This is a genomic window from Pseudanabaena sp. UWO311, assembly GCF_006937785.1.
Lineage (GTDB): Bacteria > Cyanobacteriota > Cyanobacteriia > Pseudanabaenales > Pseudanabaenaceae > Pseudanabaena.
Genome location: NZ_SJEE01000003.1, coordinates 243,579 through 255,724 on the forward strand (window position 1 = coordinate 243,579; position 12,146 = coordinate 255,724).

A 12,146-nucleotide genomic window follows, 5' to 3' on the forward strand; every position below is an offset into this window, starting at 1 on the left:
GAGCAAAGCTTAGATTTTAAAACCATAAAAAAATGGAATATCTTTTTTTAGGTTTGGCAGTTTCTCTTGTAATTGGATTCGAGTTTGTTAATGGATTTCATGACACCGCTAACGCAGTAGCGACTGTCATTTACACAAATTCTCTCAAGCCGACTTACGCGGTGATATGGTCAGGGCTTTGCAACTTTCTGGGTGTCTTGACCTCTAGTGGTGTGGTTGCCTTCTCAATTGTGGCTTTATTGCCTGTGGAATTGATGGTAAACGCAACTTTATGGCAAAGTTTTATGATGGTTGCTGCCTTATTAATCTCAGCAATTATCTGGAATTTGGGAACTTGGTATTTGGGAATACCTGTATCGAGTACACATACTCTCATTGGAGCAATTATAGGAATTGGTATAGCAAATTCAGTATTCGCAACTGGGGTCAATTGGTGGGATGGTATAAATTGGCTTAAATTACAGGAAGTATTAATTTCACTTTTCGTTTCTCCATTCATAGGTTTTTGTGGAGTATTAATTCTATTTCTAATTGTTAAATCTGTAATTAAACAAGAGGATCTATATAACGCTCCCAAGGATAATATTCCGCCTTTCAAAGTTCGGGCAGCCTTGATTTTGACCTGTACAGGTGTGAGCTTTGCCCATGGCTCTAATGATGGACAGAAGGGCATGGGTTTAATGATGTTGGTTTTGGTGGGTATTTTGCCAAGTATGTTTTCTTTGAATATGCATACAAGCAATCAGTCGATCGCCCAATTAGTTGAGATATCTCAAGCAGTCATACCAGTATTTGCTTCGCAGTTACAGCAATCTTCCAGTCATAATTTTATGTTTGAGGATAAGCAATTTGAGAATGGACAAATAGAACTTACTAATTTCTTAAAACCTCAAGGTCAGATGGATGAGAATACTTGGCGCTCACTACTATCTGAAAGTCAGTTAATAGTGAATAATTTATCGAAGCATAGTGACTTTATTGATATTGCAAATAGCGATCGCTATCAAATCAGAGCAGAGATCTATCTTGTCGCTAATACAATTACTAAATTAGAAAAACAACAAAAATTAGCTAATTTGGATCAGCAATCTTTACTAATTGACTATCGAAATCAATTAGATAAAACTATCAATTATATTCCCTATTGGGTGAAAATTACAGTTGCTATTGCTCTTTGCTTGGGGACAATGATTGGATGGAAGAGAGTCGTCGTCACCGTCGGTGAAAAGATTGGTCAAGAGCCACTTAACTATGCTCAAGGTGCGATCGCAGAAATAGTCACCATGACCACAATCGTAACAGCAGATTATTTCGGGATGCCAGTTAGCACCACCCATATACTTTCATCAGGTATTGCTGGATCGATGGTTGCAAATCGCTCAGGTGTACAGATTGAGACTTTAAAAAACTTGTTACTAGCTTGGTTGTTAACATTACCAGTCTGCATTCTACTTGGCTTCATTACATATTCCATTGGAATTTTGCTTGTATAGATTCAGACACACACATCAAAACCCAAAAAGAGAATAGCAGCGCAAAGCGTCGCCATTCTCTTTTTGAGTTTGTCCTAACACAAGCGGAAGAAAGCTATAAGTGATGAGCAGAGATTTGCAGCAATCATCACTTATATGTATATGGGTTTAAAAGTCTGAAAATAAATCGGCTCCATACATTCTCGATTTTTAATTGTGCAGCTTTCGATCAAAACTGCTAAATTTAATTAATAATTAAGGTAAGACTGTAGTTAAAACTACCTTTATCTGCTGTTTTTTAGATCTTTGTAAAGCTAAGCCCCCGTAAATCATATGCCTAAAAAGTCCACAGTTATTTCCCCTTCAATCTTGTCTGCTGACTTTAGCCGTTTAGGTGACGACATTCGTGCAGTTGATGCGGCGGGTGCAGATTGGATTCACGTTGATGTTATGGACGGTCACTTTGTTCCAAATATCACTATTGGGCCATTGATCGTTTCCGCAATTCGTCCTGTGACGACCAAAATTTTAGATGTGCATTTGATGATTACTGAGCCAGAAAGATATGTTCCTGACTTTGCAAAAGCTGGTGCAGATATCATCACTGTTCATGCAGAGCATACTGCTTGCCCTCACTTACATCGCAATCTTTGCCAAATCAAGGAACTCGGCAAACTTGCTGGTGTTTCCCTCAATCCTTCGACTCCTTTGAGCTTTATTGAGTATGTTCTCGATCTATGCGACTTGGTTTTGATCATGAGTGTAAACCCTGGCTTTGGTGGTCAAAGCTTTATTCCTAACGTAATTCCTAAAATTGCTAAGCTGCGTCAAATGTGTGACGATCGCGGACTTGATCCTTGGATCGAGGTTGATGGTGGTCTGAAAGCTAATAACACTTGGCAAGTTTTAGAAGCTGGTGCTAATGCGATCGTTGCTGGTTCAGCAGTATTTAATGCGCCCGACTATGCTGAAGCAATCAAAGGTATTCGCAACAGCAAGCGTCCTGATCTGGTCACTGCTTAATTAATCAAAAAGAAAGGCGGCGCTTAGCGCCGCCTTTCTTTTTTGGTGGTAATTTAGAATCTCACGGGAAAGATGTTGCGATAAGAGAAATGACAGAAACTAAAGCATTGAAATACGCTTATTATTCAGGATGCGTTGCTAAGGGTGCTTGCAAAGAGCTACATGCATCAACAACAGCGATCGCTAAAGCATTAGGGATTGAATTGGTGGAATTGACTAAGGCAACCTGCTGCGGTTCTGGCACATTCAAGGAAACTGACGAACTGGTGGAGGACGTGATCAATGCCCGCAATATTTCTCTTGCCGAAGAATTAAATCTCACAGTAATGACGCAATGTAGCACCTGTCAGGGTGTACTCGGTCGTGTCAACGATAAACTTAAATGTACAGATTCCTCACGCAAAGACGAAGTAAATGCGTTGCTGAATACTCAAGGACATAATTTCCAAGGTTCTACGGAAGTTTTGCATTTACTCTGGATTCTGATCCGCGACTATGGCTTAGAAAATATCGCCGCTAAAGTAACTCGTTCTTTAGCTAATCTTAAATGTGCTTCCTTTTATGGTTGCTACTTATTGCGATCGCAAACGGTCACTCGTTTCGACGATCCCTTCAAACCCGAATCTCTGGAAAATATTTTTCGTACTGTCGGCGCAACTCCTGTGTATTACGAAGGTCGGGTGCAATGTTGTGGTTGGCCAATTTCTAGCTATGCCCCCAAAGAATCTTTCTCAATGGCAGGACGACATCTAACGGCAGCGATCTCCGCAGGAGCAGATTGTATTGTCACGCCATGTCCTCTTTGTCATCTCAATCTCGATTCGCGCCAACCTGAAGTTGAAAAGGTGATTGGTCACAAATTAGGGATTCCGATTTTGCATTTACCACAGTTGATTGGACTAGCGATCGGTATTGAGCCAAAAGTTCTCGGCTTAGATCGCCACATCGTTTCCACAAATTCAGTCTTTCAAAAACTTTCCCTATAAAAAAGACCTGCCACAAAGTGAGAGGTCTTTTTGTTTTTTATGGGCAAAGAGAGAATCGAACTCTCATGACCGAAGTCGTCAGATTTTGAGTCTGATGCGTCTACCAATTCCGCCATTCGCCCTTTTTTTCAAGACTTACATTCTACAACAAGAATGTTGCATCTTGTCAAATATTTTTTTTGATACTTTTTGCGGCGATCGCCTTATACCAATTCACGAAAGTGTGACAACACTTTTGCGAATTAAAAACTAAATCCAGTAAGGGTTTTCAAGTTAAGAAATGGCGTAGCCATTTCTTAACTTGGTATTACCTCTCTCCTTTTGGTAATTGCGATCGCGATCGCTATGATGCTTAGATTGAGGAAATACGTAAAGTCCATCTCATTTAATTATCTCGATATATTTACCAATGGCAAAGTTAGAGCGCTTAATCATGTTGGCTGAAGATGAGCTGGTGCAGTACAGCACCAACGCTCGCAAAATCGAAAAGTTACGCCAAAAAATTGGTCTATCTCTCAACAAGTCGGAACAAAAACAAGTAAAAGCTGAATTAGTAGCAGCAATGCCAACTGACGACATAAGTAAAATAGTAGAAAAAAACCGCCAGTCTGTCTCTTTACCTTTTTGGGGTATCGCTGGACTGGGTTTGCTTTTAGGTATATCGATGGAGCAACCTTTAGATTTTATTGCCACAGTTGTTGGTACAGGAGCCGCGATCGCCTTACAGAAATGGGGTTGGAAACTTCAAGCCAAGCGTCTAGTCCTACAAACCTTAGAAGACATCGAAGAGCGAGCTAAAGGCTAAGAAAAAGAATTGCGGCACGAAGTGCCGCAATTCTTTTATATTTAAAGACTGTGCTAACAACGCAGTTTTTAAATTTATTCATAGTCAATGCTACAAGTCGCTCTCATCTATCCTGAAATCCCACCTAATACTGGCAACATCGCTCGTACCTGTGCAGCAACGAACACGCAATTACATCTGGTAGAGCCTTTGGGCTTTGAAATTAGCGATCGTCAACTCAAACGCGCAGGCATAGACTACTGGGAATATGTGGACGTAACTGTACATCCACATATTGAATCTTTACGCGAAGCCTCAAAAGGAGGACGATGGATTTGCTTTAGTGCTCGTGGTTCACAAAGCTTTCGAGAATTTCAATACCAAGATGGGGACTGGCTCCTATTTGGCAGTGAATCGAGCGGACTGCCCGAAGAGATTATTGCCAACAATCTAACTGTCCAGATTCCTATGGAACACCCCAAAGTGCGTAGTCTCAATCTATCCGTAAGTGCAGCTCTGGGGCTGTTTGAAGCCAGACGACAATTAGGCTTATAAAATAAGTAATGCGCAAAGCCCCTCTCTTATTTAAGTAACTAGTGCATCGTAAGTTGCTTTGAATCCTGCTTGCACTAAAGCTTTAACGGCAGTTTCTTCATCTTGCACCCAGAACTGATTGCCTAAGCGAACTAACTTCGGCATATACTCAATCGACGCGATTACAGGAATTTTGTTAGAAGTATCAGGCTCATTTCTACCATAATTGGACTTGCCATAGCTGGAATTGCCATTACTGGTATGGCTGCTATAACTGGGGTTAGGATTTAAAGCTTTTTTGAGTTGTTCCAAAACCTGCCGATCTCTTGCTTGCTCGCGAGTGAGTTCGACACGTACCATACGCACTGACTCAATCGGCTGCATATCATCAATAATTAATTGCGTTTGCTCGTCACGGCGATCAATTTTTCCCCATACCATTAGGCGTTTGTCCTTTTCCATTAAATGCTTGACCTTATCAAAGGTTTTTGGGAAAACGACGGCTTCAGTACTGCCTGTTAAGTCTTCGAGCTGTAAAATTGCCATGCGATCGCCTTTTTTTGTGACGACCTCTTTAATTTCCAGAATTAAAGCGATCGCAGTTACTACCTTCGTCTCTGAAGATTCGGGTATATCACAGAGATTGATCGGAGCCATTAATTTTGCTGAACGACTGACCACACTAAGCGGATGATCAGAAATATAAAAACCTAACAGTTCTTTTTCAAGGCGAAGTTTGTCTTGAGAAGAATAGTCTTGAACGCGGGATGTAGTTGGGGCAGTATCAAAAGTTTTTGTATTACTACTTTCACCAAAGAAATCGAAGATATTACCTTGCCCTGAGGCAAGCTCCTTAGCACGTCGCGAAGCCCATTCCATCGTGATTTCAAGATCGTTCATTAATTGGTGGCGATTTGGCTCTAGTAAGTCTAATGCGCCAGTTTGAATTAATGCTTCTAAAGCTTTTTTGTTTAGCGATCGCGAATCGAGACGGCTACATAAATCTGCCAAAGATGTGAAAGATCCCTCTTGACGGGCGTGTAAAATTGCTGCGATCGGTCCAGCTCCTAGATTTTTAATAGCAGCCAAGCCAAATACAATCTGATGCCCACGAGGAGTAAAGTCTTCACCAGAGCTATTGACATCAGGAGGAACAACAGGGATGCCCATACTGCGGCAATTAGCAATATATCGCTGAACCTTTTCTTGGTCACCACTAACTGAAGATAAAAGAGCCGCCATATATTCAACGGGATAATTTGCTTTAAGATATGCGGTTTGATACGTTACATATCCATAGGCGACGCTATGAGACTTATTAAAGCAATTTGAAGCTATATAGCCTTTATCTAATAAAAAATTATGATCCCGCTCTAAGCCGATATCGAAAACACATTGTATGCCCAACGATTTACGACTGATGATTTTCATTTTTATTGCCTATTAAAAATTAATTTAAAAACAAATAAAATAGAGGTGGCGCAAAGCACCACCTCTATTTTATTTTCATTGAATAAAATTTATGGTTCAAATCCTTCGAGTTCAGGTACTTCAGCCACTAGATGTACACCTTGAATATAGAGAGAGCGACCATATTTGCCGACGTTCTCTAGGCGCAACTTACCACCTTGCTTCTTGGCTTGTACTGCCATATCAATTGCAGCACCTACGCCTCTACTGACGATTTTGGTCACTCCTTCAAAATCCAAAACTATCGCTGATAATTTGCGGTCGATAAATGGTTGCACGGCTTGCCTAAAATATGGAACCGTGGTTACACTCAAAGCACCATTCAGTTTGAGAATAACTTGATCGCCGTCAATCTGTTCGACGATCTTGAGTTCATCTTGTAAAAATGAGGAATGAGTCATGATTGGAGAATGGGTTTTGGGATAGACAGGAACTTACTCATACGGACGGTTGTACCTTGATTGGTAGATTCGATCTCGACCTTATCAACCAGTGCTTTGATCATATGTATACCAAATCCACCATTTTTGACACCAATCTCGGATATCAAATCAAAATCAGGTGGCGGTACACTATCAATATCAAAACCCGATCCACGATCATGGACTTCTACAATTAGGCTGGTATTTGCCGCGAAAACTACAACTTCTACGTCAAGATCAGATGTACTGTAAAGAACCGCATTAACTAAAGCTTCCGTAAGAGCTTGTACGATATCTTGCACAGCATCAGGATCAAACCCCATTTTTGTAGCGAGTACTTCGACTGCTGCGATGGGAATGTCCTCGATTCCCTCAACGGGTGGAATTGAGATTCGCAGCTTTAAAGGCTTCTCACTCATGGGGAGTCATTCTGTAGCTTTGATTAGCTTTGCCAAATGTAATATACCACACGTTTTTAACCTATGTTTGCAAAACCAATTAATTTTTGATAAAGACGTTCAAAAAATATCACAATTTCCAAATTTCTGATATCAATTTCAACAGACTAGCCTAGATGCTTTAGATGCTATTTAAGCTTGATTAAGATTTAATATTTGTTATTGCTATCATGTCCTAATCATGGTTACCCCAACTTCTGATTGCTTCTGCAATTGCTGCCATTGAGGCTGACCCAATAATTAGCAACACACTGAGAGCATTTAACTCTGGGGTTACACCACCACTCCGCAGCGACGAGAAAATGGCGATCGGTAAAGTGGTTGAGCCAACACCTGCGGTAAAGTATGCAATTACAAAGTCATCCATGCTGAGAATAAATGCCAGAAGACAGCCCGACAAAATTCCTGGTAGAAGCTGTGGCAAAAGTACGCGCAAAAAAGCTTGCACAGGTGTAGCGCCTAAATCAAGAGCAGCTTCTTCTAGTTGGGGATCGATTGTCGCAAGCCGACTAGATACAACTACAGCTACGTAAGCTAAGCAAAAAACGATGTGGGCGATCACGATTGTGGCAAGGCTGAGAGGCAGTTTAATTGCCGCGAAAAATACTAGGGTTGCTACTGCGATCGCAATGTCAGGAATGATCAAAGGTAAATAGGTCGCGCCACGATACAGGCTTTTGCCAGGGAAATAATATCGAGCTAATCCGACTGCGGTGAGCGTGCCTAATATTGCGGAGACTGATACCGCAGTTAGAGCAACACTCAGACTGTTTTTTAGAGCTGCTAGCAGGATTGGGTTTTGCAGAAACTTGGCATACCATTCCCACGTAAACCCAGTCCATTTTGATGGGGATGGGGATTTATTAAAGCTAAAAAGTGTCAGAACAGCGATCGGCAAGTACATGTAAAAGAATGCAAGTACCGTATACCAAGTCTGCCAGCGTTTAACAGTTGTTACATTGATTTGATTAGCCATCACTTACCACCCTGCGGTCGCCATATTTAATTAGTAAGGCAATTACAATTGTTACGGCAAGAATGAGTACCATACTCAGCGCCGAGCCAAATCCTCGATTACTACTTGCGCCCAAAAATTGCAACTCAATAATTGAGGCGATCGTGCGGCTACCTGGACCGCCTAATAGTTGGGGGTTGATGTAATCGCTAAAACTAGTGATCGATACTAGTGAGACTCCCGCGATAATTCCTGATGAAACTTGTGGAACTGTAATCTGCCAAAAAGTTTGTTTAGAATTGGCACCGAGATCAGCTGCTGCTTCAAGTAGACGGAGATCAAGGCGCTCGAGCGACGTATATAGAACTAAAACCATGTAAGGAAGATAAGTGTAAATCATGCCAATGATTACACCCTCAGCTTTATTTAGTACATTGATCCCTGATAGTCCAATAAAATTAAGAAAAGTGTTTAGAACTCCTGTCGGGCGCAAAATTGTGATCCATGCATAGGATCTCAATAACGATGATGTCCATAGAGGTAGGACAAATAGAAGTAGTAAAATATTGCGCCACCGCTTAGGAGCAATCACGGCTAGCCAGTAAGCTACAGGGAACCCTAAGATTAAACAAAATCCTGTAGTGATAACTGCATAAAGTAGCGATCGCCACACGACAACTAGATAGATAAAGTTACCACCAACGTACTCGAATACTCTTTGGTAATTGTCTAGTCCAAACTCAGTTTTACCTAGGGGTACTAGACTCTGAATTAAAATAAAAACTGTTGGAATAATCAAAAACGAGATCAGCCAAAAGCCACTTGGGAATAATAGAGCTAAAGGCTCTAGCCACTTGAGTCGCCGAACTGATTTTTGGTTTGGGTTAGGGGGAATATCTGAAGAGCTATTCACAGGCATATTTAGAAGTAAAGAACTCGGGAGTCAACACCTTGCGATCTCAAATAGCGAGATACCGCCTCAGCCGAATCGCGACTTTGATAAGCACCTGCATGAATGTAAGTACCACGGCCAGAATTTGTCAAAAAGGCGTTAGGAACATATTGACGTACTCGTGATAGTAAAAACTGATTGCTTGCAGCTGCTGGTACGGCAGCAACATAGCGAAAATTTGAATTTTGAGTGGCTTGTGGTAACTGTGGCTCGATAGTTGCAGTATTGGTATATGAACCAGTGCTATAAGCAGTATTGGTTGATTGGGGGGGCAAAGCGAAGCTATTAGTTGTCGAGATCGAATTGTCGAAGGTCGTCGGGGCTAATGTTGATGTTGCAGGTATAAACCCTGTCTGAGGTTGCACATAACCAGTTGTTTGTGTGTAGCCTGTGGCTTGTACTGGCTGTATGTAAGTAGTAGCTGTTGGCTGTACGTAAGCCGTTGGCTGCACATAACCAGTTGACTGTTGGGTATAGCCAGTTTGGACGATTTGAGTTTGAGGTACAACCGTCTGGGTAATGACTTGTCTTGTTTCTGGAACTAATACTTGTTGCCAACGTGGTACCAGCACCTGCTGAGTTTGTACCTGTGGAACGACAGTATTTGTTGTGATCTGCTGATATTGATTCTGGTTATAGGCGATCGCTTGTTGAGGCGCTGAGCTATAAACTTGAGGCTGAGAATCTACCTGAAAGCTAACTGGTTGAGGAGTTGGGCTTGATTGAATGACAACCTGTTGCGGGTTGGTTAAAGAGACAGATGAAGAATTTACTGGAGCGGTAGGCGTTTCTGAGAAAGGAATTTGGACATTAGTTTCTTTACCGCCTGAAGCGCGAAAATATTTTTGGGCTGACAATCCAGTCTGTTGCAGGGCGATCGCGAGACTATCAGCGCTAGACTCGGAGTTAAAGGTTCCTGCTTGGATTGCAGGTTGATCGTTAATCTTTGTCGCAAAAGCAGTCGGAGAAACAGTGCGAACCCTCTGTAATGTTGCAGCATCATTACCTGCAACAAAAATCACAAAGCGTGCCGAGGCGGATTGAGCGATCGCCAAAGATGATATCGCTATAGATCCGAGAATACTAAACCTTTTGACCCAATTCACAGCAGTACATCCTCACACTTGAATGTAATAACGGTTAAGTTTAACTCAACTAGATAAAGTGATGATTTTTCTAGTCAAAATTATTTGGTTTATTTAAGCACCTATTTCATCAAAATATGACACTCTTAAATAGATTCATATTGGCGATGCTTAACGCTGCCCATACAAATCTATTTAAGAGCCTAATACCTAACATAAATATGGAAAAAATTAAAACTAGTCTAAATATTGCAATTTTTATCTTTTTAGCAGGTTTTATCAGCTTAGAAGTCTGGACATTGATATCCCATCTCATAAAAACATAAAGTATAGCTACATAAAACCCAAGAATTGATTGGCGGCGCTCCGCGCCGCCAATCAATTCTTGGGTTTTATGTCTTAGTCCATTTGGTAAAAGCTATAAATGAGGCTATAAATGCCGCATTTACTTTATGTCTTTGGGACAGCACTACGAATTTCTGAATAAAACTTGGACGATTGGACATGGCGATCGCCAACTCCATCTCCTTGTAACAAAGTTGCTACTCGAAATCTTAAGTTAGGATTTCCATACCAAATCCTTTCCTCAATTATGTTGTGAGCCGTAATCGTCTGAATTGTCAGAGCTTCGTCTGCACCAAGTTCATAAGCACTTTTACCTTGTTTAGTCAATATAAAACCTTTATGTGGTGAGTTCAGATCATTAGGCACAGGTACGATTAAGGCGTTGCCCTTTGGCTTATTACTGCTTAGAGCTTCTTCTTCCCATGACATTTTCATCGGATGGATCGCAGTATTAGGATGAATGTCATGCTTTTGGCAAATTGCAACCAAATCTGGATCGTCTAGATTTAAAGCGGTAATCTCAATCACAGAGCGAATATCATTACCATTTCCCTTACTAAATTGATGATCGCTGCGTTGCGATCGCCAGCGACCGACAAAGAGTTCGAGAAATTGATGAATATCCATTAGTGAAAAATAAACAACTTAAATAAGGGCGAGACTTACAGCAGTGTTCGCTCAAACCATTTACTAAGAAGGGTTGCAGGGCAAAGCTCCGCAATGAATTTATATTCTTAATTTGTGTAGGGTTTGAAAGCAAATTGCTATAAAAAGAACAAACGTTAGTTTAGCTATGACACAAATTTTATAGTAATTTGCAGTCAAAGCAAAGGGGGCGCATTGCGCCCCCTTTGCTTTATAGGTTTTAAAGATTAACGGACTTAGCTGTTTACCTTTTAAGTTGAGATTTAACGACGTGGAACTAGACGTTCGTAATCGAGGTTTTGAGCAGACACAGGGGTTGAGTTTGCTGGAGCAGTATTAATGCTGCGAGCCATATTCAAGAACAAAGCTGGATCGCCTGTTTTTGGTGCTCTGTCGGTAACCACATAGCTGCGGACAGTATTTTGCCAAATAAGTTGAGGGAAGCCCAACTGTGCACGATGGTAAGCATCGTAGCGAGGAGACTTGAGGTTGAAAGGCACTTCGCCAATTCTTTGGCTAGGTAGAACCCGACGACGTTGGTAAGGCAAGATATCATCGCCAAAAGCTTCAAGATATTCATCGCTGTTGAGCAATGCATCAATGAAACCTTCAATACCTTTGGTCGCAACTACAATTGACCAAGCAATTTTTTCTTTTTCGCTGTATACATCACGACCAAGGACGCGCTGTACAGTTTGTTCTACGAAGCGATAGTTACTGTTTTTGTCATAAAAACTGCTTCTATAGGTGTTAGAGAGAACTAGTCCACGCACAAATTGTCTGACCGATATATTGCCAGAACGCAATTGCGATTCTAGAGTAACTTCGCGATCAGAGGTAAAAGCATGGAAGAAAATTTGGCGATAGGCAGCTTCAATCAGTTCGCCTAGATCACCACTAGAGAGTAAGTTTGCAGTGTTATAAATGCGAGGTGTGTTGTCACTACCCACTGTAAAGCCAGCAACGCGAGAATTTTGCGATGCTGGGGCATAATTTAATAAAGGAAGAGCCACGT

At 41.3% G+C, this 12,146-nt stretch carries 13 protein-coding genes and 1 tRNA gene; 5 read left to right on the plus strand and 9 right to left on the minus strand.

Annotated features, from left to right (window positions below):
• Positions 1 to 32 precede the first annotated feature (32 nt).
• The 3 genes from PseudUWO311_RS04500 to PseudUWO311_RS04510 all read left to right on the plus strand — a co-directional run bounded on the left by PseudUWO311_RS04500 (position 33) and on the right by PseudUWO311_RS04510 (position 3,481).
• On the plus strand, positions 33 to 1,493 hold the full coding sequence (locus PseudUWO311_RS04500) for an inorganic phosphate transporter (RefSeq protein WP_142653955.1): 1,461 nt from the start codon (positions 33 to 35) through the stop codon (positions 1,491 to 1,493).
• Positions 1,494 to 1,805: 312 nt separating this feature from the next.
• On the plus strand, positions 1,806 to 2,495 hold the full coding sequence (gene rpe, locus PseudUWO311_RS04505) for a ribulose-phosphate 3-epimerase (protein WP_142653957.1): 690 nt from the start codon (positions 1,806 to 1,808) through the stop codon (positions 2,493 to 2,495).
• 89 nt (positions 2,496 to 2,584) lie between these two features.
• Complete coding sequence (locus PseudUWO311_RS04510) at positions 2,585 to 3,481, plus strand: CoB--CoM heterodisulfide reductase iron-sulfur subunit B family protein (protein WP_142653959.1); 897 nt, start codon at positions 2,585 to 2,587, stop codon at positions 3,479 to 3,481.
• 40 nt (positions 3,482 to 3,521) lie between these two features.
• Here the strand turns inward: PseudUWO311_RS04510 and PseudUWO311_RS04515 are convergent.
• Positions 3,522 to 3,603, minus strand: a tRNA-Leu gene (locus tag PseudUWO311_RS04515).
• Between the two features lie 287 nt (positions 3,604 to 3,890).
• Here PseudUWO311_RS04515 and PseudUWO311_RS04520 point away from each other — a divergent pair.
• Together PseudUWO311_RS04520 and PseudUWO311_RS04525 are read left to right on the plus strand one after the other, a co-directional pair.
• Positions 3,891 to 4,286 (plus strand): hypothetical protein, encoded by a 396-nt coding sequence (locus PseudUWO311_RS04520; RefSeq protein ID WP_142653961.1) that lies wholly within the window; start codon positions 3,891 to 3,893, stop codon positions 4,284 to 4,286.
• Between the two features lie 87 nt (positions 4,287 to 4,373).
• Positions 4,374 to 4,820: a tRNA (cytidine(34)-2'-O)-methyltransferase gene (locus PseudUWO311_RS04525; RefSeq protein ID WP_142653963.1), complete on the plus strand. Its 447-nt coding sequence runs from the start codon at positions 4,374 to 4,376 to the stop codon at positions 4,818 to 4,820.
• A gap of 30 nt (positions 4,821 to 4,850) precedes the next feature.
• Here the strand turns inward: PseudUWO311_RS04525 and PseudUWO311_RS04530 are convergent, their stop codons facing one another.
• From PseudUWO311_RS04530 to PseudUWO311_RS04565, 8 genes are all read right to left on the minus strand, one after another.
• Positions 4,851 to 6,230, minus strand: a complete 1,380-nt coding sequence (locus PseudUWO311_RS04530; protein WP_142653966.1) for an OB-fold nucleic acid binding domain-containing protein — start codon at positions 6,228 to 6,230, stop codon at positions 4,851 to 4,853.
• Between the two features lie 89 nt (positions 6,231 to 6,319).
• Complete coding sequence (locus tag PseudUWO311_RS04535) at positions 6,320 to 6,670, minus strand: STAS domain-containing protein (RefSeq protein ID WP_094536281.1); 351 nt, start codon at positions 6,668 to 6,670, stop codon at positions 6,320 to 6,322.
• A complete protein-coding gene (locus tag PseudUWO311_RS04540) occupies positions 6,667 to 7,110 on the minus strand; it encodes an ATP-binding protein (RefSeq protein WP_103669241.1) in 444 nt (147 codons plus the stop codon). The genes PseudUWO311_RS04535 and PseudUWO311_RS04540 overlap by 4 nt, the downstream gene beginning before the upstream one ends.
• 214 nt (positions 7,111 to 7,324) lie before the next feature.
• Positions 7,325 to 8,125 carry an ABC transporter permease gene (locus PseudUWO311_RS04545; RefSeq protein WP_142653968.1) on the minus strand — a complete coding sequence of 267 codons (801 nt, stop codon included), beginning with the start codon at positions 8,123 to 8,125 and terminating at the stop codon, positions 7,325 to 7,327.
• Positions 8,118 to 9,023, minus strand: a complete 906-nt coding sequence (locus PseudUWO311_RS04550) for an ABC transporter permease (protein ID WP_142653969.1) — start codon at positions 9,021 to 9,023, stop codon at positions 8,118 to 8,120. The genes PseudUWO311_RS04545 and PseudUWO311_RS04550 overlap by 8 nt, the downstream gene beginning before the upstream one ends.
• Positions 9,024 to 9,025: 2 nt before the next feature.
• Complete coding sequence (locus PseudUWO311_RS04555) at positions 9,026 to 10,162, minus strand: hypothetical protein (RefSeq protein WP_142653971.1); 1,137 nt, start codon at positions 10,160 to 10,162, stop codon at positions 9,026 to 9,028.
• A 429-nt stretch (positions 10,163 to 10,591) separates the two neighbouring features.
• Positions 10,592 to 11,113 carry a phycobiliprotein lyase gene (locus PseudUWO311_RS04560; protein WP_142653973.1) on the minus strand — a complete coding sequence of 174 codons (522 nt, stop codon included), beginning with the start codon at positions 11,111 to 11,113 and terminating at the stop codon, positions 10,592 to 10,594.
• Positions 11,114 to 11,394: 281 nt separating this feature from the next.
• A complete protein-coding gene (locus PseudUWO311_RS04565) occupies positions 11,395 to 12,144 on the minus strand; it encodes a phycobilisome rod-core linker polypeptide (protein WP_142653975.1) in 750 nt (249 codons plus the stop codon).
• Positions 12,145 to 12,146: the final 2 nt, after the last annotated feature.